22 protein-coding genes are annotated in these 21,613 nt (G+C 72.6%); 9 read left to right on the top strand and 13 right to left on the bottom strand.

Annotated elements, in window-relative coordinates; all coding sequences use genetic code 11:
* Positions 1-75 precede the first annotated feature (75 nt).
* Both ACZ53K_RS14025 and ACZ53K_RS14020 read left to right on the top strand, forming a co-directional pair.
* Complete coding sequence (locus ACZ53K_RS14025) at positions 76-1,413, top strand: transcriptional regulator (RefSeq protein ID WP_468835338.1); 1,338 nt, start codon at positions 76-78, stop codon at positions 1,411-1,413.
* Positions 1,414-1,462: 49 nt separating this feature from the next.
* On the top strand, positions 1,463-1,993 hold the full coding sequence (locus ACZ53K_RS14020; RefSeq protein ID WP_030017683.1) for an NUDIX domain-containing protein: 531 nt from the start codon (positions 1,463-1,465) through the stop codon (positions 1,991-1,993).
* Positions 1,994-2,035: 42 nt separating this feature from the next.
* On the opposite strand, the gene ACZ53K_RS14015 is transcribed toward ACZ53K_RS14020, so the two are convergent.
* Entirely contained in the window at positions 2,036-2,293 is a 258-nt protein-coding gene (locus ACZ53K_RS14015) for a hypothetical protein (RefSeq protein WP_468835334.1), read from the bottom strand.
* Between the two features lie 538 nt (positions 2,294-2,831).
* Here ACZ53K_RS14015 and ACZ53K_RS14010 point away from each other — a divergent pair.
* Positions 2,832-3,176, top strand: coding sequence for a hypothetical protein (locus ACZ53K_RS14010; protein WP_468835332.1), 345 nt, complete (start codon positions 2,832-2,834; stop codon positions 3,174-3,176).
* A gap of 97 nt (positions 3,177-3,273) precedes the next feature.
* Here the strand turns inward: ACZ53K_RS14010 and ACZ53K_RS14005 are convergent, their stop codons facing one another.
* Positions 3,274-4,131, bottom strand: coding sequence for a 3-hydroxybutyryl-CoA dehydrogenase (locus ACZ53K_RS14005; protein ID WP_468835329.1), 858 nt, complete (start codon positions 4,129-4,131; stop codon positions 3,274-3,276).
* A gap of 178 nt (positions 4,132-4,309) precedes the next feature.
* Here ACZ53K_RS14005 and ACZ53K_RS14000 point away from each other — a divergent pair, with 178 nt between their 5' ends.
* Positions 4,310-5,608, top strand: coding sequence for a glycoside hydrolase family 10-like protein (locus ACZ53K_RS14000; protein WP_468835326.1), 1,299 nt, complete (start codon positions 4,310-4,312; stop codon positions 5,606-5,608).
* 18 nt (positions 5,609-5,626) lie between these two features.
* On the opposite strand, the gene ACZ53K_RS13995 is transcribed toward ACZ53K_RS14000, so the two are convergent.
* Both ACZ53K_RS13995 and ACZ53K_RS13990 read right to left on the bottom strand, forming a co-directional pair.
* The gene (locus tag ACZ53K_RS13995) at positions 5,627-5,827 is read right to left on the bottom strand and encodes a DUF1918 domain-containing protein (protein ID WP_468835323.1); all 201 of its coding nucleotides are present in this window, start codon (positions 5,825-5,827) and stop codon (positions 5,627-5,629) included.
* 134 nt (positions 5,828-5,961) lie between these two features.
* Complete coding sequence (locus ACZ53K_RS13990; protein ID WP_468835320.1) at positions 5,962-6,975, bottom strand: DMT family transporter; 1,014 nt, start codon at positions 6,973-6,975, stop codon at positions 5,962-5,964.
* On the opposite strand from ACZ53K_RS13990, the gene ACZ53K_RS13985 reads away from it, so the two are divergent.
* Both ACZ53K_RS13985 and ACZ53K_RS13980 read left to right on the top strand, forming a co-directional pair.
* Positions 6,974-8,488, top strand: a complete 1,515-nt coding sequence (locus ACZ53K_RS13985; protein WP_468835316.1) for an aminotransferase-like domain-containing protein — start codon at positions 6,974-6,976, stop codon at positions 8,486-8,488. The two genes, ACZ53K_RS13990 and ACZ53K_RS13985, sit on opposite strands and share 2 nt — an antisense overlap.
* A 40-nt stretch (positions 8,489-8,528) precedes the next feature.
* Positions 8,529-9,035: a GNAT family N-acetyltransferase gene (locus ACZ53K_RS13980; protein ID WP_468835313.1), complete on the top strand. Its 507-nt coding sequence runs from the start codon at positions 8,529-8,531 to the stop codon at positions 9,033-9,035.
* 31 nt (positions 9,036-9,066) lie between these two features.
* On the opposite strand, the gene melA is transcribed toward ACZ53K_RS13980, so the two are convergent.
* From melA to ACZ53K_RS13940, 8 genes are all read right to left on the bottom strand, one after another.
* Positions 9,067-10,422, bottom strand: a complete 1,356-nt coding sequence (melA, locus tag ACZ53K_RS13975) for an alpha-galactosidase (RefSeq protein ID WP_468835311.1) — start codon at positions 10,420-10,422, stop codon at positions 9,067-9,069.
* Complete coding sequence (locus ACZ53K_RS13970; protein WP_468835308.1) at positions 10,419-11,384, bottom strand: carbohydrate kinase family protein; 966 nt, start codon at positions 11,382-11,384, stop codon at positions 10,419-10,421. The genes melA and ACZ53K_RS13970 overlap by 4 nt, the downstream gene beginning before the upstream one ends.
* A 45-nt stretch (positions 11,385-11,429) precedes the next feature.
* Positions 11,430-12,341, bottom strand: a complete 912-nt coding sequence (locus ACZ53K_RS13965) for a carbohydrate ABC transporter permease (protein WP_468835306.1) — start codon at positions 12,339-12,341, stop codon at positions 11,430-11,432.
* Positions 12,338-13,471: a carbohydrate ABC transporter permease gene (locus tag ACZ53K_RS13960; protein WP_468835304.1), complete on the bottom strand. Its 1,134-nt coding sequence runs from the start codon at positions 13,469-13,471 to the stop codon at positions 12,338-12,340. The genes ACZ53K_RS13965 and ACZ53K_RS13960 overlap by 4 nt, the downstream gene beginning before the upstream one ends.
* A 56-nt stretch (positions 13,472-13,527) precedes the next feature.
* Positions 13,528-14,907: an extracellular solute-binding protein gene (locus ACZ53K_RS13955; RefSeq protein ID WP_468835300.1), complete on the bottom strand. Its 1,380-nt coding sequence runs from the start codon at positions 14,905-14,907 to the stop codon at positions 13,528-13,530.
* A 300-nt stretch (positions 14,908-15,207) separates the two neighbouring features.
* Positions 15,208-16,227 carry an IPT/TIG domain-containing protein gene (locus ACZ53K_RS13950; protein WP_468835297.1) on the bottom strand — a complete coding sequence of 340 codons (1,020 nt, stop codon included), beginning with the start codon at positions 16,225-16,227 and terminating at the stop codon, positions 15,208-15,210.
* A 19-nt stretch (positions 16,228-16,246) separates the two neighbouring features.
* The gene (locus ACZ53K_RS13945; RefSeq protein ID WP_468835294.1) at positions 16,247-17,119 is read right to left on the bottom strand and encodes a GNAT family N-acetyltransferase; all 873 of its coding nucleotides are present in this window, start codon (positions 17,117-17,119) and stop codon (positions 16,247-16,249) included.
* The gene (locus ACZ53K_RS13940; RefSeq protein WP_468835291.1) at positions 17,116-17,904 is read right to left on the bottom strand and encodes a hypothetical protein; all 789 of its coding nucleotides are present in this window, start codon (positions 17,902-17,904) and stop codon (positions 17,116-17,118) included. Before ACZ53K_RS13940 ends, ACZ53K_RS13945 begins: the two co-directional genes overlap by 4 nt.
* A 193-nt stretch (positions 17,905-18,097) precedes the next feature.
* On the opposite strand from ACZ53K_RS13940, the gene ACZ53K_RS13935 reads away from it, so the two are divergent.
* Positions 18,098-18,610 (top strand): GNAT family N-acetyltransferase, encoded by a 513-nt coding sequence (locus ACZ53K_RS13935; RefSeq protein ID WP_468835907.1) that lies wholly within the window; start codon positions 18,098-18,100, stop codon positions 18,608-18,610.
* A gap of 16 nt (positions 18,611-18,626) precedes the next feature.
* Here ACZ53K_RS13935 and ACZ53K_RS13930 read toward each other — a convergent pair whose 3' ends face one another.
* Positions 18,627-19,457, bottom strand: coding sequence for an inositol monophosphatase family protein (locus ACZ53K_RS13930; RefSeq protein ID WP_468835288.1), 831 nt, complete (start codon positions 19,455-19,457; stop codon positions 18,627-18,629).
* Positions 19,458-19,625: 168 nt separating this feature from the next.
* Here ACZ53K_RS13930 and ACZ53K_RS13925 point away from each other — a divergent pair, with 168 nt between their 5' ends.
* Both ACZ53K_RS13925 and ACZ53K_RS13920 read left to right on the top strand, forming a co-directional pair.
* On the top strand, positions 19,626-20,741 hold the full coding sequence (locus tag ACZ53K_RS13925; protein ID WP_468835285.1) for an AsnC family transcriptional regulator: 1,116 nt from the start codon (positions 19,626-19,628) through the stop codon (positions 20,739-20,741).
* A gap of 246 nt (positions 20,742-20,987) precedes the next feature.
* Positions 20,988-21,416 (top strand): VOC family protein, encoded by a 429-nt coding sequence (locus ACZ53K_RS13920; protein WP_468835282.1) that lies wholly within the window; start codon positions 20,988-20,990, stop codon positions 21,414-21,416.
* The last annotated feature ends 197 nt before the right edge of the window (positions 21,417-21,613 follow it).

The following is a 21,613-nucleotide window of genomic DNA, read 5'->3' as shown; positions in this document are numbered from 1 at the left end:
GGGTTGTTGAGTCGACAAGTCTACGAGCGGCCGTCCCGGCCGGGGGTGGCGGGACGGCCCCGTCAGGAGGGCACCATGGAGCCCAACAGCCTGCTCGACGCGATTCTCGACGAGGCAGGCATATCGCACGCCGGGCTGGCGCTGCACGTCAACCAGCTCGGCCGGCAGCGCGGACTCGCGCTGCGCTACGAACACACGGCCGTCGCCCGGTGGCTGAAGGGGCAGCGGCCACGGGGCCAGGTACCCGACCTGATCTGTGAAGTCCTCAGCGAACGGCTGCACCGGGCCGTGGGACTCGACGACATCGGACTGAGCCGGCCGGGAGTGCGCCGCGCCCCGGACACGCCGCTCTCCGGATTCGTGGAACGGGCCACCGCGCTGTGGCGCTCCGACGAGCAGCAGCGCCCCCATGTCCTGTCCGCCCCCGCCCTCACCGGTACCTCGGCGGTCATCCCCGTCTGGGAGTGGGAGAACCCGCCCGAGGACTCCGACGTGTCCCGGGACGGCCTGACCAGGGTCTCCATGGCGGACATCGAAATGCTCCGCGCGGCGCGTACGCACTACGAGCAGATGTACCGGAAGGCGGGTGGTATCGCGACGAGAACGCGGGTCGTGGGATTCCTCAACACCGAGGCGGCGCCGCTGCTGCGGGGCAGCTACACCGACGCGACGGGACGACAGCTCCACCGGGCCACCGGCGGACTGGTGGCCGTCGCGGGCATCTGTGCGTACGACTCGGACGCCCTGGGGCTGGCCCAGCGCTACTTCCATCAGGCGCTGCGGCTGGCCAAGGCAAGCGGGGACCGGGGGCTCGGCGCGTACATCATCGCGCTGCTGGTCAACCAGTCCCTGTTCGTACGGGAGTACCGTCAGGCGGTCGCCTTCGCGGAGGCCGCCCTGCGCACGGCGGGGCCGCAGATCACCCCGGCGCTCGCGGCGGATCTCTACGCGATGCAGGCCAAGGCGTACGCACGCCTCGGGGACGGCGCGAGCGCGCTCTCCTGCATCCGGCGTGCGGAGGCGGCGGCCGAGCGCATCCGCCCTGGTCAGGAACCCGACGAAACGGATTACGTCCAGCCGGGCCTGGTGAACGTCCAAGTGGCGGAGGCGCTGCTGAGCCTGGGGGACCTGCGTGCTGCCCGGGCCCACGCGGACGCCGCCGTCGACACCCCCGCGCACGACCGGGGCCGGGTCCACCGGCTGGCCATGCTCACCCATATCGAGCTGCGCCAAGGGGACGCGGACCAGGCTGTGGCCAACGCCGCGCAGATGACCGAACAGGCGCGGGGAATGGAGTCGCAGCGGTTACGGGACCGGCTGCGGGCGGTGCGCGAGCACCTGGCCGAAACCGGAGGTTCCGCCACCGACGAAGCTGCCGATCTGATCGACGAGGCGCTGCGCGTTCCACTGTGAAGCCGGCCCGTGTCACCTTGCCAGCCCAACGGCGGAAGGTGGCACATACGTGCGATGGAAGAATCTCAGTGAGCAGACCGTGTACGAGAACCGCTGGTTCCGGGTCAACCTCGCCGATGTCGAACTCCCCGACGGCCGCCATCTGGATCACTTCCTGATCCGGTTGCGGCCCGTCGCCGTGGCCACAGTGGTCAACGAGGCCAACGAGGTGCTGCTGCTGTGGCGGCACCGCTTCATCACCGACACCTGGGGATGGGAACTCGCCGCGGGGGTGGTCGAGGACGGCGAGGACATCGCCGCCGCGGCCGCCCGGGAGATGGAGGAGGAGACCGGGTGGCGCCCCGGCCCCCTCGAACACCTCCTCTCCGTGGAGCCGTCCAACGGCCTCACCGACGCCCGGCACCACATCTTCTGGTCCGACCAGGGCGCGTACGTGGGCCATCCCGAGGACGACTTCGAGTCCGACAAACGGGAGTGGGTCCCCCTGAAACTGGTACCCGACATGATCGCGAGAGGGGAGGTGCCGGCCGCCAACATGGCGGCCGCACTGCTACTGCTGCATCACATCCGGCTGGGGTGACCCGGGCCGCGGCGCGTTCGGTGCGCCGCCGGTCCGCCGGCCTCAGCGCCCCATCGCCTGCCATACGGCGATCGCCAGCGCCGCGAGCCCCGTGAGTGCGGCGATGGAGGGCAGCGGCCAGCGGCCGTGCTCCAACCGCGTGACGCGGGCCTGCACGTCGCCCGCGTCACGTTCGTTCTGTTCGGAGCGCTGCGCGAGCAGCGCCAGCTGGCCGTCGACACGTGCGGTCCGCACATCGAGGCAGCGTCTCAACTCCGCCATGTCGGTGGCAACCAGGTCGGGTTCGGGGTGGGCGGTCACGGTCCGCTCCTCATTCCTCTCTCGGGCGGGACTTCGTTGTCCATACGCGCACCAGTCAACTACCTCGGCACGTACGGCGGGAGCGTGTGCGGGACGAATATGCGGGTCTGCCGCGCACACCCCGTGTGAAGTCACCCGCCGTGACGGCCGCGGAGGGGGTGAGCGGTTCACACGGGGTGTGAACCGCGCACCCGAAGCGGCCGCGTTCACACGGTCCCGACCATGGCCCGTAAGGCAGAAGCTGTTCTCAACGGGGGCCGCTGCCGGTGGACGGGCGCCCATCGGCCGGTTGTCCGCCCGCCGTCTTTCCCCCGAGCGGCGGGCGGACCACAACGGGGGACGCCACTCAGGGGGCCGGAAGGACGGCGGGCGGCACACACGGTCGCGGGCATCGCACCGGCGACGCGGAAAGGGCGGGTCCGGGGCACCGGGCCCGCCCTTACTCGTGGGCGCGGCCGGGACTCCGCTCTAGGCGACCGACGAGTAGGGGCGTAATGTCCAGTTATTGGTGTATTCGGCGCGATTTGGGAGGTGCGCCATGACCACACATCCTCCCCAGGGATGGGGCGCTCCCACCCCGCCGCCTCCGGCGGACAGGCCGCACCGGTCCTGGCGTCCGCACTGGCGGATCATGACGTGGGTGGTGCTGGCCTTCAACGTCCTCATGCTGATCTGGCTGATCACCGGACTCCACGCCGCCAGCGGTGCGGAGGACTGCGGCGGGCAGACCGGCGACGCACTCCGGCTGTGTCAGGACGCGAACGACGTGGGTACGGCCATGGGCGCGGGGCTCGTCATCGCCATCTGGGCCGCGGGAGCGGTGATCCTGGCCGTGCTCTGGCTGGTGACGGGCTCGATGGCCAAACGCGGGGAGCGCCGGTGACGGCGCGCGGAAGCGGCGCGGTCAAGAGGCGGCGAAACGGCGCGCGGGCCGCCCCCGGGTCGGGAAGCGGCCCGCGCGCCGTGCTGCCGGCGGTGGCTCAGTACGAGTAGAACCCGGAGCCGGTCTTGCGGCCCAGCCGGCCCGCGTCCACCATGCGGGCGAGCAGCGGGGGAGCCGCGTAGAGGGCTTCCTTGTACTCCTCGTACATGGACCCGGCGACCGAGGCGACCGTGTCCAGGCCGATCAGGTCGGAGAGTTTGAGCGGGCCCATCGGGTGGGCGCAGCCCAGCTCCATGCCGTTGTCGATGTCCTCGCGGCTGGCGATGCCGGACTCGAACATCCGGATCGCCGAGAGCAGGTACGGGATCAGCAGCGCGTTGACGACGAAGCCGGAGCGGTCCTGGGCGCGGATCGCGTGCTTGCCCAGCACGTTCTGGACCAGCGCCTCGGCCCGCTTGATCGTTTCCTCGCCGGTGGTCAGCGCGGGGATCAGCTCGACCAGCTTCTGCACCGGTGCCGGGTTGAAGAAGTGGATGCCGATGACCTGGTCGGGGCGGGAGGTGGCGACGGCCAGCTTCACCAGCGGGATGGAGGAGGTGTTGGAGGCCAAGATCGCGTCCGGGCGGGTGATCACCTGGTCGAGGACCTGGAAGATCTCCGTCTTGACCTGCTCGTTCTCCACGACCGCCTCGATGACGAGGTCGCGGTCGGCGAACTCACCGAGGTCCGTGGTGAAGCTGAGCCGGCCGAGCGTCGCATCGCGCTCCGCGACAGTGATCTTGCCGCGCTCGGCTGCCTTGCCGAGGGAGTTGGTCAGCCGCGTACGGCCCAGCTCCAGCGCCTCGCCGGTGGTCTCAGCGACCATCACGTCCAGGCCGGAGCGGGCGCACACCTCGGCGATGCCGGCGCCCATCTGGCCGCAGCCCACCACTCCGACGCGTTCGATGTCGGTCACATCGTGCCTTTCGCTGATCTCGGGGTCCGGCGGCGCGCGGGGGCCGTCCGTACCTGCGGCAGGGACCCCGGCGTCCGCCTCGGCCCCGACGTTACTCCGCGGGGTGCTGTGCAGCGGGGGCAGGGGCGGGCATTCTGGTGCTCCAGGACGGACGTTCCGGACACTTTGGGGGCCCGGCATGAGACGGATCACACGAAGAGCGTTCGCGGTCGCGGCCCTGACGGCGTCCGCCACGGTATCGGCGCCGGGCGGCGCGGCGGCCCGCGGCCGCGGCGCGGACGGCGGCCGGCCGGAGTTCCGCGGCATGTGGCTGGCCACGGTCGCCAACCGGGACTGGCCCTCGAAGCCGGGGCTGCCGCCCGCCGCGCAGCAGGCCGAACTGCTCGCCTACCTGGACGCGGCGGTGACGCGCCGCCTGAACACGGTGGTCTTCCAGGTGCGGCCGACGGCCGACGCGCTGTGGCCCTCCCCGTACGAGCCCTGGTCGGAGTACCTGACCGGCGTCCAGGGGCGCGACCCGGGCTGGGACCCGCTCGGCTTCGCCGTGCGCCAGGCCCACCGGCGCGGCCTGGAGCTGCACGCCTGGTTCAACCCGTACCGCATCGCCAACCACACCGACCCGTCGCGGCTGGTGCCCACCCACCCGGCGCGGCTGCGTCCCGACTGGGCGGTGCCGTACGGCGGCAAGCTGTACTACAACCCGGGCCTGCCCGAGGTCCGCGCCTTCGTGCAGGACGCGATCCTCGACGCGGTGGAGCGCTACGACATCGACGGCGTCCACTTCGACGATTACTTCTACCCCTACCCGGTGGCGGGCCAGACCTTCGACGACGACGCCGCGTACGAGGAGTACGGCGGAGACTTCGCGAACCGGGCGGACTGGCGGCGCGACAACATCGACCTGCTGGTGCGCGAGACGGGGGAGCGGGTGCGCGACGCGCGGTCGCCGGGCGGCGGCCGCGGGCCGGGCCGCCGGCGCAGAAGGCACCGTACGCATCACCGTCCCGTACGGTTCGGTATCAGCCCCTTCGCCATATGGCGCAACCAGGCCACCGATCCGGCCGGATCCGACACCCGCGCGGGCGTGCAGACGTACGACGACCTCTACGCCGACACCCGTAAGTGGGTGCGCGAGGAGTGGATCGACTACATCGTGCCGCAGGTGTACTGGAACATCGGCTTTCCCGCGGCCGACTACGCCAAGCTCCTGCCCTGGTGGTCGGAGACCGTCACCGGCACCCGCGTCCAGCTGTGCATCGGCGAGGCACTGTACAAGGCGGGCGCCCCCGGGCAGCCGCCCGCCTGGCAGGACCCCGCCGAACTCTCCCGTCACCTCACCCTGGCCCGCCGCCACCCGCAGGTGCGCGGCCACATCTTCTTCTCGGCGAAGGAGGTGGCCGAGGACCGCACCGGAGCGATGGCGCGGGTCGTCGCCGACCACTACCACGGGCCGGTGCGGCCCCCGCGCCCCGCGTGAGGGCGGCGGCCCGGGCCGCTACTCCTGGGCGTCGGCCGTGAAGTGCCGTACGACGGTGTCCGGGCCCGGCGACATCAGCGTCTCGTGGCCGTCCTCGAAACGCACGCGGTACGGCGGCGTGCCGTCCGGCCCCAGAACTTCGATGATCTCGGCGGACCGGTCGTGCTGCCCCACGATCCTGCCGTGCACCAGCAGCCGGTCTCCCACACTCGCTCTCATCGGCTACGGCCTCCTCGTCAGTCGGTCGGAGGGTGACTGTTGCGTGGCCGCAAGTCTACGGCCGGGCTCCGCCGATGCACCCGCGAAACGCGCCACCCGCACGCGGAGCCGGACCGGCTCCGGCCACCCGCCGGTCAGGTGGCCGAGCGCTGGGTGACCGCGATGCAGACGAGTACGGCGACGGCCGCGACCGGGGCGGCCAGCGGCAGCTGTTCACCGAGCAGCAGCACGGACCAGACCAGCGTCAGCAGCGGCTGGGCGAGCTGGAGCTGACTGGCCTTGGACACGCCGATGGCCGCCATGCCGCGGTACCAGACCACCAGGCCGAGGAACTGCGAACCGAGGGCCAGCCACAGCAGGCCCGCCACCGCGTGCCCCGTCAGGTGCGGCGGTTCGGCGAGCAGCGCCAAGGCCGCTCCAGGGAGGGTGATCGGCAGGGCCAGCAGCAGCGCCCAGCCGGTCACCTGCCAGCCGGGCAGGTGCCGGGCGAGCCGGCCGCCCTCGGTGTAGCCCGCCGCGCAGATCAGGAGAGCGGCGAACAGGTAGAGGTCGCCGGTGCTCAGCGCGCCGCCGCTCTGCTGGACGGCGAAGCCGATGACGACGACGGCGCCGGCCAGCGCCGCGGCCCAGAAGGTGCGGGACGGCCGGGCGCCGGTCCGTACGGCCGAGAACGCGGCGGTGGTCAGCGGCAGCAGACCGACGACGACCGCGGCGTGCGAGGTGGTGGAGGTCTCCAGCGCGAGGGTGGTCAGCAGCGGGAAGCCGAGGACGACACCGGCCGCCACGACGGCCAGGCCCGCCCAGTGGCGGCGCTCCGGCAGCCGGACGCGGAAGACGGCCATGCAGCAGCCGGCGATGGCGGCGGCGAGCACGCTGCGCAAGGTCACCACCGTCCAGGCGCCCATGCCTTCGAGGGCCCAGGCGGTGGCGGGGAAGGTGAGGGAGAAGGAGGCGACGCCGAGGGCGGCGAGCAGGGTGCCGCGGGCGGGGGGCGCGGAAGCGGCGGCGTGCGCCACGGTGACCGGGTGGGTGGCCCCTGCGGCGGGACCGGCGGGCTCGGTGGCCGGGGGCGCTGCTTCGGCGGTCCCGGCGCCCGGTGTGTTCACCACTATCGTCGCACCCGGAGTAGCGCTATCGTGATCTCTCATGCACGAGCGTAGCAGCGTCGCAGACCTGGCCGCCATCCTCCGAGACAGCCTCAACCGCTACTCGCCGGGAGAGAAGCTGCCGTCGAGCCGCGCCCTGGTGGAACGGCACCGGGTCAGCCCGGTGACGGTCTCCCGCGCCCTGGCCGAGCTGGCGGCCGAAGGGCTGGTCGTCACCCGGCCCGGCGCCGGCGCCTTCCGCGCGGAGGCCCGGCCGCAGGCCGGCCCGGTCGACACCTCCTGGCAGGAGATCGCGCTGAGCGCGGAGGCGGCCGACGACCACACACCGCGCGGCGTCGACGCCTCCGGCGTACTGGCCACCCTGTCCGAACCCGCCATCGGCGTCATCGAGCTGAACGGCGGCTACCTGCACCCCACCCTCCAGCCCGAGCGCGCACTCGCCGCCGCGCTCGCGCGGGCCGGGCGCCGCCCCGGAGCCTGGGGCCGGCCGCCGATGGAAGGCGTCTCCGAGCTGCGGGCCTGGTTCGCGCGCGAGATCGGCGGCCCCGGCGGAGCGCTCGCGGCCTCCGACGTGCTGGTGACGGCGGGCGGCCAGAGCGCGCTGACCGCGGCGCTGCGGGCACTGGCCCCGCCCGGCGCCCCGGTACTCGTCGAATCGCCCACCTACCCCGGCATGCTGGCCGCCGCCCGCGCGTCCGGGCTGCGACCCGTACCCGTACCGATGGACGCGGACGGCGTACGGACCGATCTGCTCGCCGACGCCTTCCGCGCCAGCGGCGCCCGGCTCTTCGTCTGCCAGCCGCTCTTCCAGAACCCGACCGGAGCCGTACTGGCCGCCGGGCGCAGGGCCGAGGTGCTGCGGATCGCCCGTGCGGCCGGTGCCTTCGTCGTCGAGGACGACTTCGCGCGCCGCCTCGTCCACGAGGGCGCGCCCGCGCTGCCGCCCACGCTGATCGCCGACGACCCGGACGGCACGGTCGTGCACGTCTGCTCCCTGACCAAGGCCACCTCGCCGAGCCTGCGCGTGGGCGCGCTCGCCGCCCGCGGGCCGGTCCTCGACCGGCTGCGCGCCATTCAGGTCGTGGACAGCTTCTTCGTCTCCAGGCCCCTGCAGGAAACGGCCCTGGAACTGGTGGGCTCCCCGGCTTGGAGCCGCCATCTGCGCACCATCTCCGGGCAGTTGGCGGTACGCCGGGACACGCTGGCCGCGGCGCTCCGGATGCACTTCGGCAGTACGGATCCGGCGGGGGCGGGGCCGGGCGTGCGGATCGTCCCGCCCGGCGGTTACCACTTCTGGCTGCGCCTGCCCGACGGCACGGACGAGGCGGCACTCGCCGGCGCGGCGCTGCGCGCGGGCGTCGCGGTCGCACCCGGCCGCCCGTACTTCGCCGCCGAGCCCCCGGCCCCGCACCTGCGCCTGACCTTCGCCTCGGCCGCCGGCGCCGCCGAACTGACCGAGGGGGCGCGGCGGTTGCGTGCGGCGTACGAGGAAGTGTCGGGAGCCGACCGGTCCGACGGCCAGGGCCTGCACGGCTCCGCCCCGGGCACCCCGTAATCCGTTCGACGGCGCGTGGCTCCTCTGCGAGTCTCCGTCCATGAACGACAGCACACCCGACGCCCCCGCCGAAGGCGCCTCCGCGACCGTGTCCGACGCCGTACCCGACGGCATCCCCGCCGGTTACGAGGTCTCCACCGACGCCGGCCGGCTGGACCTGGCACTGATCCACCACTGGCTCTCCACCGACGCCTACTGGGCGCTCGGACGACCCCGCGAGCGCCAGGACCGTGCGGTGGCGGGCTCGCTCAACTTCGGTCTGTACGAGACGGATTCCGGCGGCCCCGGCCACGGGCGGCAGGTCGGATACGCCCGTGTCGTCACCGACCGCACCACCTTCGCCTGGCTCTGCGACGTCTACATCGCCCCCGCCGCCCGCGGCAAGGGCCTCGGCACGGCCCTGATCACCCACATCCGCGACCACCTGGAGCCGTACGGCCTGCGCCGCATCCTGCTGGCGACGGGCGACGCCCACGACGTGTACGCCCGGGTGGGCTTCGAGCCGCTGTCCGAGCCCGGCAAGTGGATGGCGCTCGGCCTCCAGTAGCGGCGCCGGGCCCGGCCCTAGGCGCTCCGGCTCAGTGCCCCAGGATCTCCCGCAGCTCCGGCTGGAGCAGGTCGGCGTGGGCGCGCACGAGGTCGTCGCACAGGTCCCAGATGCGCTCCACGGGCAGCGCGGCCGCGGTGGCCGGGTCCGCCATCGCCGCGTGCCTGATGTGGCGCGGCTCGCCGTCCACCGCCGCCCGTACGACCAGTTCGTTGGCGCTGACGTAGGCCCGGTTCAGGGCCGCGCACTGCGGGGGCAGGGCGCCGACCCGGGTGGGCTGCACACCGAGCGAGTCCACCAGGCACGGCACTTCCACCACGGCCTCGGCGGGCAGGTTGTCGATGAGGCCGTGGTTGGGGACGTTGCCGTAAACCGTGCGCGGGGTGCCGGAGACGATGCTGTGGATGATCTGCGGCGCGTACTCCATCGTCCCCTCCACCGGCAGCGGCGATCCGGTGGCGAGCGCGTCCCGGGTCCGTTCGTACTCCGCGGTGTTCTCCTCGATGATGTCCAGGTACGTGCCGATCGGCAGCCGCAGCCGCTCCACCTCACTGTCGTGGTGGAGGTACCAGGGCACGTATTCGGAGGAGTGCTCGCTGGTCTCGGTCGGGTAGTGACCGAGCCTGCGGTACATGTCCACCCGCACCCGGCGCAGCAGCTGCGGATCCTTGGCGATCGCGTCGTCGAGCAGCGGGTAGAGGCTCTGCCCGTCCCGTTCGAAGCGCAGCACCCACGCCTGGTGGTTGACCCCGGCGGCCTGGTACGAGATCTCCCCGTACGGGACGCCCAGCAGCTCGGCCAGGTCGTGCACGGTCCAGTACACCGAATGGCACAGGCCGACGACGCGGCGCAGCGGCGTGGCCCGGTCCAGGTACATCACGTTCATCGCCATCGGGTTGGTGTAGTTCAGCAGCCAGGCGTCCGGGCAGAGTTCGGCGATGTCGTCGGCGAGGGCGCGCAGCAGCGGGAAGGTGCGCAGGGCGCGGAAGATGCCGCCGATGCCGAGGGTGTCGCCGATGGTCTGGCGCAGCCCGTAGCGGGCGGGGATGCGGAAGTCCGTACGGGTGGCCTCGTCCATGCCGACCTGCACGGTGTTGATGACGAAGTCGGCGCCTTCGAGTGCGGCGCGCCGGTCGAGGTGGGCGGTGACGACCGGCTCGGCGCCGCGGGTGGCGCCGATGTGGCGGGCCGCGCCTTCGGCGGTGGCGAGGCGTTCGGGGTCGATGTCGTGCAGGGCGACGTGGATGCGCCGCAGTTCGGGGAAGGCGAGCAGGTCGGCGAGGAGTCCCTGGGTGAACACGACGCTGCCGGCGCCGATGAACGCGATCTTCACGGTGCCGGTGCGGGCGGTCCCGCCGGTGCGGCCGGCCTTGGTGGTGCTGGTCATGCGTGGCTCCCTGGTCGGGTCGTGAGGGCGGCGGCACGGGCCTCGTCCCAGGTGGGCTGGGCCGCCGTACCGCCGTGGGCTCGGGTGGACAGGGCGCCGCAGGCGGCGGCGAAGGAGAGCGCCGCGGGCAGGTCCATGCCGTGCAGGACCGCGGCGATGAAACCGGCGTCGAAGCTGTCACCGGCGCCGACGCTGTCCACCGGCTCGGCGGGGACGGCGGCGGTACGGGTGAGGGTGACGCCGTCGTGGGCGAGCGCGCCGGCTGCGCCGTCCTTGACGACGACCAGCGGGCCCAGGCGGGCGAGGGTGGCAGGGGCGTCGCCTTCCGTGGTCCCGGGTGTCGCCGCCGCGGCCAGCGCCCGTGCCTCCGCCGCGTTCGGCAGCAGGATGCCGGTGGACTTCAGGACGGGGCCGATGAGTTCCGGGTCCCAGCGCCGCGTGGGGTCGTCGTTGGTGTCGAGCGAGGTGGCCGCGCCGTGCCCGCGGGCCCGCGCGAAGATGTCGCCGAGCGAACGGGCCAGGCGCGGCATCAGGAAGAACGATCCGGCGTGTACGTGCCGGCAGTCGGCCAGCAGCCGGTCCGGTACATCCTGCGGTCCGGTGGCGGCCAGGCATCCGGGGGCGGTGAGGATGGCGCGGTCGTCGCCGCGCGTGAGGACGGTGGTGAGCGGGGTGGGCAGCTCCGGGTCGGTGACCAGGGCCGTGACGTCCACGCCGCGCTCGGCCAGTGCCGTACGGACGAAGGCGCCCGCGGCATCGTCACCGACCCGCCCGGCGAACGCCACGCGCAGTCCCAGCCGGGCGGCGCCGCAGGCCGTGATCGCGGCCGAGCCGCCGAGCAGCAGGCCGCCGGTGGCGACGAGGTGTTCGCGCTGCCCGTACTCCAAGGGGTGCGGGACCGGGCCGACCACGACGTCGGGGTTGGCGTCGCCGATCACGAGGAGGTCGAGGGAGCGGGGCACGGGTACCTCCGGTAGGGGCGGGGAGGGCGGGAAGCGGGGAGCGGGCTACCCCTTCAGTCCGCTGGACGTCAGCGACTGGATGAAGGTCTTCTGTGCGAAGAGGAACGCCACCAGGACCGGCAGCACGGTGATCACATTGCCCGCCATGATCGCCGACCACCGGTTGTGATGCTGCCCCTGAAAGGTCGTCAGCCCCAGCTGGAGCGTGTACTGGGTGTCGTGGTTGATCGCGATGAGCGGCCAGGTCAGATCGTTCCAGGTGGTGAGGAAGGTCAGGACGGCCACGGTGGCCAGCGCCGGGCGGGCCAGCGGCAGTACGACGGAGTACAGCACCCGCAGCCGCGAGCACCCGTCGATCCAGGCCGCCTCCTCCAGCTCCCGGGGCAGCGCCAGGAAGAACTGCCGGAACAGGAAGACCGCGAACGGCGTGACCAGGGACGGCACGATCAGCGCCCCCAGCGTGTCGATCAGCCCCAGGTTCTTCATCACCAGGAACGTCGGGATCATGGTGAGCTGGAACGGTATGACCATGGTCGCCAGCATCAGCCCCAGCAGCACCCGCGACCCGGCGAACCGCATCCGGGCGAAGGCGTAACCGCCCAGCGAGCCGAGCGCCAGGTTGGAGAGCACCGCGGTGACCGCGACGATCGAGGAGTTGGCGAACCAGCGCGGGAACATCGCGTTGCCCAGCACATACTCGTACCCGTCGAGGTCGATGCCGGACGGCCACAGCGACGGCGGGAAACGGTTGATCTCCGCGTTGGTCATCACCGAACTGAGCACCAGCCACACCAGCGGCAGCGCGAAGCCCAGCGACAGCGGCGCGAGCAGCAGGTGCCAGGCGCTGAAGGGCAGCCGGCGGCGCCGGGCCGGGGGCCGTGGCGCGGCGCTCCCGCGCGGGCCTGCGGTTTCGGGCGGGTCGGCCGCACCGGGTGGCACGGCCGCGGGCGCGGTCAACGGACCGCTCCTTCCGGTACGGTGCCCGGCCGGCGCCGCCGGTACAGGCGCAGGGCGGTGCCCACGACGAGCAGGGCGACCGCGAGGACGTACGCGGCGGCGGCCCCGTATCCGGCGGTGAACATCTGGAACGCCTGCTCCCATACGAAGTAGACGATGACGGTGGTCGACCCGAGCGGGCCGCCCTTCGTGGTCACATAGATCAGGTCGAACACCTGGAGCGCGGTGATCAGTTGCCAGAGCAGCAGGAAGACGGTCACCGGCGTCAGCGAGGGCAGCTTGATGTGCCACAGCACCCGCAGCCGGCCCGCGCCGTCCAGCCGCGCCGACTCGATCAGTTCCGGCGGTACGTCCTGGAGCGCGGCCAGGTAGACGACGACGCAGAAGCCGATCCCGCTCCACAGTGAGATGAGCACCAGCAGGTACAGCGCCTGCCCGGGGTCGGAGAGGAAGCCCTGCGGGGACACGCCCAGGCGGTGCAGAAGGGAGTTGGCCACCCCGAACTGCGGGTCGAGGATGAAGAAGAACAGCACGCCCTGCGCGGCGGCCGAGATCACGAACGGGATGAAGATCAACGTTCGGTAGAGGCCGATCAGCCGGATACGGCGGTTGAGCGCCAGCGCCAGGGCCAGCCCGCCGATCAGGCTGAGCGGCACGTACAGGCCCGCGTAGGCCAGGGTGTTCTCCACCGCCGTACGGAAGCCCGGATCCCGCACCAACGCGTGGTAATTGTCCAGACCCACCCAGCGCCCCGGCGTGACCAGGTCGTCCGCACGGAAGGAGAGCAGCAGCGACCAGACGACGGGGACGATGCTCAGCCCGAGGATGATCAGGACGGACGGGCTGATGAAGGCCCAGGCGGTGGCGTTCTCCCGGCGGGCGCGGCCGGAGAGGGTACGAGGGCGGCGGGGCGCGGGGGAGCCCGGCGACCGGCGCGTGCGGTGATGCGCGTCTCCACCCGCGTCCGTGTTCGGGTTCGTGGGCCGTCGGCCGGTGCTGTCGCGGCGCGGGTCCAGGGTGAAGGCGCGGGGGGTCGTACGGCGGGGCGGCGTACCGCGTGCCGCGGTGGGCCCGGGCCGGTTACGGCCGCCCGGCGTCGTGTGGCGGCCTGCCCGGGGCTCTGACGGCATGGCACCCTCTTCCGTCCGGCCGCGTCCGGCCGCCGCCTCGTGGGCGTCGTCCGGTCTCATCGCGGGATCAGCAGGGCCGCGTCGGCTTTTTCGGCGCAGGTCCGCAGCGCCTCGGCGGGCGAGCTGCGGCCCAGCAGCACCGCCACGACCGCCTCACCGACGGCCTGCGATATCTGCGGGTACGCCGGGTGGACGGGCCGGACCCGCGCGGTGTTCAGCGCGGTGGTGAACACCGGCAGCCCGGTGGTCCGCATCGAGTGCCGCCGCCATTCCGGGCGCGCGGCCGACGCCTTGCTCAGCGGCAGGCTGCCGCCGCCCAGCGCCCACCGCACGTCCTGCGCCGGATCGCCCAGCCAGCGCAGGAACTCGACCGCCGCTCGCGACCGTTCCGGGCCGTTGTCGAAGACGGTCCAGGTGTCCGGGCCGGCGATGGTGCAGGGCCGGCCGCTGTACGTCGGCGGCGGCACCACGTCGTAGTCGACCTCGCCCGCGATGATGTCCGGCAGCTCCCACGGGCCGGTGGCCATCATCCCCATCCGCCCGCCGATGAAGACCTGGTGCATCTGCTCGCTGCCCGGCTTGGGGTCGACGTAGACGCTCTTGTCGGCGGCGAGCCGGGCCAGGGTGGCCAGCGCCCGTTCCCCGACGTCCTTGAAGCCGATGCTGTGCCCGTCCGGAGCGATGACCTCGCCGCCGAGGTCCCACACCAGCGGCCACAGCCGCCACACGGTGTCCTCGTCGCCGGTGCCGGGCCAGCTCGTACCGAAGGTGCCGCGGCCAGGGTCGGTCAGCAGGCGTGCCGTCCGGACGAAGTCGTCCCACGTCCAGCCCGTCTTGGGGTACGGCACCCCGGCCTGCCGGAACAGCTTCCTGTTGTAGACGTAGCACAGCGAGTCCAGCACGGCGGGCGCCGCCCGCACCTGGCCGTTGAGCTCGACGGCGTCGCGGACCGAGCCCCACAACTGCGGCCAGTACGCGGTGCCGCGCAGCGCGTCGCTGAGGTCGACGACGCGGGGGCTGCGGGCCACCCGGGCCAGGTCGGCCCCGAAGACGTACGCGATGTCCGGGTACGAGCCCGCGGCCAGCGCCGCCGTCACCTTCTGGAGCATGGCATCCGCCACGACCCCGCCGCCCCCGGCGTCGACCCGGATGCGCGACTGTCTGCGGTTGAAGTCGTCGACGAGTGACTGGATGGCCTTGCGGCCGGTGTCGGCCTGCCCGTGCCACAGTTCGACGAGGATCCTGCCGTCGGCGCCCACGCTCCGGGCCGCCGAGGAGTTGCAGGCGCCGAGGAGCGGCGCGCCCGCTGCGCCGGCCGCCAGCGCGGCGCCGGTGTGCAGGAGGCGACGCCGGGTCGTCCCGGCAGGGTGCCGGGCGACGCCACCGCCGTCCCGTAAGTCCGCTGTGCCCGTGTCCCCGCCGGTCAGGTCGCGCATCACCGGCCACCCCCTCGAAGAACCGGTCCAAGGTTCCGCAGAACCGTTTGCGCCCGCCCCCGGGCCCCCGAACCGCACGGTCGGGAGCCCTCAAGAGCTAACCAGCAGGCATCGATCAGTGCAATGGTGCTGCGGCTACGGGTGGGGCGGCGGCAGCCTGTCCATTTGCTGAGGCAGTTGGGGTTTGTGGGTTCGCCGGGTCCGCCGGGTTCGCCGGAGCCGCTGGGGCTGCTGGGGCTGCCGGGTCCGCGTACGTGAACCGGTCCGTGTCCACCGTGGCGCTCGTGCCGCCCGCCGTCGTCACGGTGACGTGCACGGTTCCCGCGCCGGCGGGTGAGGTGCTGCTGCAGAAGGAGTCCCCGCAGGACACATGCGCGGCAGGCGCGTCCCCGAACGCGATGGTGCCGTCCGCCAGATTCCTGCCGATGACATACACCGAAGTCCCGCCCCCGAAGGGCCGCTGAGCACACTCAGGCCGGTCACCACCGGGGCGGCAGGCGGCGTGGGCGGCGGGCCGGTGTAGCCGAAACCGCCCGGGGCTTCCGCGGCTCCGCCCGGTGTGACGACGGTGACGGGGACGCTGCCGGTACCGCCCGGCGTGGTGGCGGTGCACCGCGTGGCCGTGCAGTGCGACGCGGTGGCCTTGCCGGTGCCGAAGAGTACGAACCCGTCGTCCAGGCCGGTTCCGGTGAGGGTGACGGCGGTGCCGCCGGCGCCCGGCCCGGTGGTCGTGTCGATCCCGGTCACCGCCGGCTCGTCCGGCACCTCGGCGGGCTGCTGCGGGCCGTTGACCGTGTACGTGCTCACGTTGTTGGCGGGATGGACGTCGTCGCGGTTGGCGACGGTGGCCCTGACCACCCCGGACGGCCGTGCCGCACCCGAGGTCACCTGCACCTTCATGAAGTCACCGCGTCCGGGTACGCGGGTCCCGCGGAAGGTCGCCTCCAGGTGCCGCCCGTCCGGCGACACGGTCTGGTCGAAGGTGTAGTCGTACGGCGTCGAGTACATCAGCGCGCCACCGGTCCTCAGTCCGGGCGGCAGATCGACGGTCAGGTGCGTGACACCGGTTGTGTCGGCCGTGCCGACGGAGGTCCAGCTGACCGAGAAGTTGCCGTAACTGTTCGGGGTGGTCGGATAGTTGCCCGCCTGTGAGACGGCCACGTCCGGACCGGTGGGAGCGGTGGGAGTGACGGAAGCGGTGGCGGCGAGGGCGGGGCCCACCGTGAACGGGGCGGTGAGGGCGAGGGTGAGAGTGAGGACGAGAGCGTGGACGAAGGCCGACCAGGCCGCTGCTAATCGAATGGTCATGCTCTCCGTCATCGCCCGTACGACAGTTCCGTTACGCCCCTTCCGTCACCCCTGTGACCCCATGGGCAGAATCCGGCCGCACGGCACCCCGCTCGTCTCCGCACCCCCGGCCACCCGGGTCTGCTGCCAGCCGTACGCTCAACTGGCCGCCCAGCTCCCGGAAGCCCAACACCCGTCCCACGCGCCGCGAGGCCGCTGGACGGGCGCGCCACTGGGGGAGGAGCCCGCCCGCGAGCGCGTGCGCCACGGCGGCGGACGCCACCCGGCGGGCGAGTCCCCGGCCGCGCCGGTCCGGCGCGGTGAGTACACAGAGGTGAGCGGTCCCGCAGGGCCACCGGCGGTATCCGGCTGCGGCGGCGACGGGGGTGGTGACGAGGGCCTCGGAGGCGTACGCGTACGGGTACGGGCGCTCCGGCTCCGTACGGATGACGAAGGCAGGCGACGTGATCTCCGCCAGCCCGCTCTCCTCCGCGTCCATACACCCGACGGCCTTCAGCAGATCAGCCACATCGACGTGTTCACCCGGAAGCCGTTGCACACCATCTCCGTCCGCCACGGACCGGAACGCGTCCTCCGCAACGTACGCCAACGTGGCCGGGCCCAGGACCTCTGCGACGGGCAGCACTGCGCGGATGGCGTCCGGACAGGTCAGCGCGTCGGCCGGTACGGTACTCAGCGAGGCGCGCAGGACGCGCGCGGCTGCGGAGTCCGGTGCGGTGACGATGGCCGACGTCCCGAGCGCCACGATCCCCGCCCAAGTAGGCGGGCAGAGGTCGGAATCGGGGGAGACGGCCACGGTCGGCGGGCTGCCGGGCGGCGGAAACGTCACGGGCGCCGCGCTCAGCGTCTCCCACAGTCCCTGTACCCGCCGCAACAACGCGCCTTCGGCGGGCGACGTCGTCACCGCCGCCACCAGACGCGCAGAGGACCTGCCGACAAGAAGCCGTTCTCCAGCGCTGCTTCCAAATCGGAGCCGGATTCGTAGCCGACGACCGGCAGGCCGGGCCACCGGGCAGCCACGGCGGAGAGGCAGCCGGCCCAGGTGTCGCGGGAGTCGCTTCCGGAAGCCGAGGCTTCGGGGGCCGTGAAGACGTTGGACAGGCCGACCACTTCGCCGCTGAGGGTGGCGATGGCTCCGGCCAGGACTTTCCCGTCGGCGGACCGGGCGCGCAGGAAGCGGGTGGCATCGTCGGCGAGCAGTTCCGGCCGGAACGGGCCGCAGTCGCCGGGATCGGCGCCCCAGGCCGCGGCCCAGGCGGGCAACTCGCCGGGAGCGGCGATCACGTCCCAGACCACCGGGCAGGCGGACGACGCCGCTTGAGCGGGGGTGGGGCTGGGCGTGTGGGCCGGGCGGTGGATCCACTGGGCCTCGAAGAGCACTTCGAAGCCCGCCGGGGCCAGATCCAGGCACGCGAAACTGTCCTTGACCGAGCAGCCGGGGGCGGCCAGGTCGATCCGGGCCAGCAGCTCAGCGGACGCACCGGGGCGGTCGGTGAGCGTGACGGCGTCCGGGTAGAGCGGGGGAGTGCGGCGGGAGCTGGCCCAGGAATCGTCGCCGAAGTCGCCCAGCAGGCCGTGGGCGCGGCAGACCGCGTCACACCACTCGGCGTTGTTACGAGCTGCCGCGCGCACCCGGGCGGCACGGCCGGTCATGTCCGCCACGGCTGCGGTGGCCCCCGGATCGGTCATGCGCCGATCATGGCACGCGGCCAACCCCGTCTCTACGGAGCGTTGCCCTCCTGGCCGCAGGTCTTCCGTCGCCATGACATGGCAGGTCACTAACCTGACATGTATGAATCAGGGGAACAGTCATGACAACGCACACGGCGGCGACCTGACCGGCGAACGGGCCGCCTCAGCGGCACACGCCGATGGTTACGAGATCAGGCCCGGCGTCCCGACCGCCGACACGTACCGGCGACTGCGCCGCGCGACCGGCCTCGGTGCCAAGTCCGCCGAGGGCGCGGCGATCGGCCTGCCGAACACCTGGTACGGCGTCACCGCCCACGCGCCCGGCACCCCGGGGGCCGATGAACCGGGCGGCACCGCACCCGACGGCGATGCGCCCGGCACCGGCGTACCCGGTACCGCCGTACCCAGTGGCGCCGCATTCGACGGCGACGACGAACCTGTCGGCATGGGCCGGATCATCGGCGACGGCGGCTGCTTCTTCCAGATCGTCGACATCTGCGTACTGCCACAGCACCAGGGCCGCGGCCTGGGCAAGCGCATCATGGCGGCGCTCACCGCCGAACTGGAGCGCCGCGCACCGGCGGGCGCCTACACCTCACTGATCGCCGACGGTGACGCCCGCCACCTCTACGCCAAGTTCGGCTTCGCCGAAACCGCCCCCGCCTCGGTCGGCATGGAACTCCTGCTCCGCCCGGCCGACTGAGCGCCGACCGCCGCACTCACGGCTCCAGCAGGCCCAGCAGCGCGCCGTGCAGTTCACGGGGCGCGACGAGGAAGCCGGGAGCCCCGGCCCGCCACGGACGGCCCGCCGTGTCGGTCACCACGGCGCCCGCCTCCCGGGCCACCAGCGCGCCGGGCAACAGGTTGGCGTCGTCCCGCCCGTACTCCCAGAACGCGTCCAGCCGCCCCGCCGCCGTGTCGGCTATCTGCCACGAGGTGGGGCCCAAATTGCGTAGGGTGCCCACGGCGGGCAGTACGGCGGACAGGGACCGGCCGGCCGCCGCCACGGCCGCGGGCTGCCCCGCGACGAACGGCGGGTGGCTGGTGCCGACGAGGGCCGCCTCCAGCCGTGCCCTCGCCGACGGCGAGATCGTCTCGCCGTTGCGGGTGGCGCCGTGGCCGGCCGCGGCGAGATACGTCTCACCGAGCAGCGGCGCATGCAGGGCGGCGGCCACCGGCTCACCGTCCCGTACCAGCGCGAGGCTGACGCAGAAGTACGGCAGATCCCGCATGAACTGCACAGCGCCGTCGATCACGTCCACCATCCACACGTCCCCTGCAGCCGGCAGCGCGGGGACCGGTGACGCGTCCGCTTCCACGCCCAGGCTTCCGTCGGCATGCAGTTCCTCGGCCCAGGGGACACCGGGCAGCAGCGCGTCCAGGTGCCCGCGCATGACGGCGACAGCCGGTTCCTCCAAGGCCCGGTAGGCCACAGTCAGTTCCGCCATGGTGTCGGCGGGCGGGGCGGCTCGGCGCGGGGTTTCGAGCAGCAGTGCGCCGACTTCGTGGGCTGCGGCCGCCATCGGCGCGAGCAGGGACGCGTACGTCATGACCTTCTCCATGTGCTTCTCAGATGTCGAGGGCAGCCCGTCGCTCTCGGACGCCGGGACGGCATGCCCGTCCTTCCCGGCGCCGGAAGCGGCTGCTGCCGTCGATCCTGAGCCGCGCGCACCGTAATCGGACTCTCCGCGCCCACGAGATGAGCGAAACTGTCACTCGTGACCCGGAAATCAAGCAGTACCGTAAGCGCCTCCACCACCCCCGGCACGGCCCCCACCCCCGTCCCCCTCCCCGTCCCTCCCTCTCCCTCCTCGTCCGTTCTCGGTCTCCGTGATCAGCGACTGATCGCCGCGTTGCAGTGCGACGGGCGGCTCAGCGCCGAGCGGGCCGCCGAGGTGCTGGGGGAGAACCCCCGTACGGTGCACCGCCGCTGGCAGGCGCTGACTGGCGACGGCACGGTCAAGGTGATCGCCCGGCCCGTACGCCCCGACTCGGTCGGCGCCCTGCTGCTCCGCATCAAGGTGCTCAAGGGCAAGCTGGACGCCCTCACCGCCGCCCTGGCCGCCCGCCCGGACATCCCGTTCATCGATCTGTCCGCCTCGGGCGACGAAATCTCCGCCGTCTCGCTGACCGACCCGGGGTCCCGCGACCACCTGGTGTTCCGGCAGTTGCCGGCCACGCCGGCGGTGGCGTCCGTGTCCGCCGCCACCGTGCTGCACGTGTTCTCCGAGGCGTCCGACTGGCGTCACGACGTACTGACCGCCGAGGAACGCGCCGCCCTCACCCCGGCACCGAACATCACTACACCGCCCGCCACTTCCGGCCCTGTCGCCTCGGGGCCCGCCGCTTCCGGGCCCGCCGCCTCGGAGTCCGCCGCTTCCGGGCCCGCCACTTCCGATCCCGCCCCCGACGCCGTCGACACCGACATCCTGGCCGCCCTGCGGGACGACGCCCGCACCCCGGCCGCGGCGATCGCCGACCGCACCGGGCACCCCGCCTCCACCGTCCGGCGCCGCCTCGCCCGCCTGCTGACCGGCGGCCGGCTCAGTACGCAGGTGGTCGTGGACCCCAAGCGCCTGGGTCTGCTCATCGACGCCAACGTGATGATGCAGGTGCCCCCGGACCACCTGGACGCCGTGGGCCGCACCCTGGCCCGGCACCCCGCAGTGCACGGCGCTTTCGCCACCACCGGTGCCGCGAACCTGCACGCCGCCGTCTGGATACGGGACCTGGCCGCCCTGTACCGGCTGATCAGCGAAGACCTGACAGGCCTGGGCATCGCCGGTGTGGAAACGTTCATCGTCGGCCACGCGGTCAAACGCCCCGGCAGCTGAGCCGGACGGCTTCGCGTGCATGGAGCGTGGCAGCTTGCGGAAAACCTCGCGAGCCCCTCGCGAACCACTCACAAGCACCTGCTGACCACTCACGAGGCACCTGCTCACCACTCATGAGGCACCCGTAAGCCACTCGACGAAACCGGAGAGGCCGCTTACGATCAGCGGCGACGGCATCGCGTGTCGGTCACCGACCGGGTGAGGCATGGAGGTGCCCGTGAGTTTGCCTTACGGAGGCATTCCACAGTGTCAGTGCAGTTGAACCACATCATCATCCACTCCCGGGACAACCGGGAATCCGCCACCTTCCTGGCGGACCTCCTCGGCCTCGAAGTCGGTACGGAATGGGGTCCGTTCATCCCCGTGGACACCGCCAACGGTGTCACCCTGGACTTCGCCACCATCCCGGCGGAGTCCATCGTCATGCAGCACTACGCTTTCCTGATCAGCGAAGCGGAATTCGACACCGCCTTCGCGCGGATCCAGCAGGCCGGCCTCACCTATTTCGCCGACCCGCACCGAAAGCAGCCGGGGGAGATCAACCACAACGACGGCGGACGCGGGATCTACTTCTTCGACCCGGCGGGCCACGCGATGGAGTTCATCACCCGCCCGTACGGCGGCGGCGACCCGCAAGAGGCGTCGGACGGCGCGGAAGAGAACCCGTCCGTCTGAGCGAGCCCCCCAGCGCACGTCTTGCCGGGAAGGCAGGCGTCCCGGTACCCCCTCGGTACCACTGGCACCCCCGGCACCCGGTATCTCCGGGTATCTGAGTCCGTGACGGGGGCGGGGGGGGGGGGGGGGGGGGGGGGGGGGGGGGGGGGAAAGGGGGGGGGGGGGGGGTTGGGTGGCGGGGGGGGGGGGGTATCTTC

Source organism: Streptomyces sp. NPDC033221, assembly GCF_055577005.1.
Note: the sequence above shows the minus strand (reverse complement) of the source record. Positions and strands in the feature narration are given on the sequence as shown.

Excerpts from the sequence above, each read along its gene's own strand:
- melA (WP_468835311.1), bottom strand. The coding sequence starts at position 10,422 with ATGACCAGCACCACCAAGGCCGGCCGCACCGGCGGGACCGCCCGCACC.
- ACZ53K_RS14010 (WP_468835332.1), top strand. The coding sequence starts at position 2,832 with ATGACCACACATCCTCCCCAGGGATGGGGCGCTCCCACCCCGCCGCCT.
- ACZ53K_RS13995 (WP_468835323.1), bottom strand. The coding sequence starts at position 5,827 with ATGAGAGCGAGTGTGGGAGACCGGCTGCTGGTGCACGGCAGGATCGTG.
- ACZ53K_RS13940 (WP_468835291.1), bottom strand. The coding sequence starts at position 17,904 with ATGACCGATCCGGGGGCCACCGCAGCCGTGGCGGACATGACCGGCCGT.
- ACZ53K_RS13955 (WP_468835300.1), bottom strand. The coding sequence starts at position 14,907 with ATGCGCGACCTGACCGGCGGGGACACGGGCACAGCGGACTTACGGGAC.
- ACZ53K_RS13985 (WP_468835316.1), top strand. The coding sequence starts at position 6,974 with ATGCACGAGCGTAGCAGCGTCGCAGACCTGGCCGCCATCCTCCGAGAC.
- ACZ53K_RS13950 (WP_468835297.1), bottom strand. The coding sequence starts at position 16,227 with ATGACGGAGAGCATGACCATTCGATTAGCAGCGGCCTGGTCGGCCTTC.
- ACZ53K_RS13960 (WP_468835304.1), bottom strand. The coding sequence starts at position 13,471 with ATGCCGTCAGAGCCCCGGGCAGGCCGCCACACGACGCCGGGCGGCCGT.
- ACZ53K_RS13930 (WP_468835288.1), bottom strand. The coding sequence starts at position 19,457 with ATGACGTACGCGTCCCTGCTCGCGCCGATGGCGGCCGCAGCCCACGAA.
- ACZ53K_RS13990 (WP_468835320.1), bottom strand. The coding sequence starts at position 6,975 with ATGAGAGATCACGATAGCGCTACTCCGGGTGCGACGATAGTGGTGAAC.
- ACZ53K_RS13980 (WP_468835313.1), top strand. The coding sequence starts at position 8,529 with ATGAACGACAGCACACCCGACGCCCCCGCCGAAGGCGCCTCCGCGACC.
- ACZ53K_RS14025 (WP_468835338.1), top strand. The coding sequence starts at position 76 with ATGGAGCCCAACAGCCTGCTCGACGCGATTCTCGACGAGGCAGGCATA.
- ACZ53K_RS14000 (WP_468835326.1), top strand. The coding sequence starts at position 4,310 with ATGAGACGGATCACACGAAGAGCGTTCGCGGTCGCGGCCCTGACGGCG.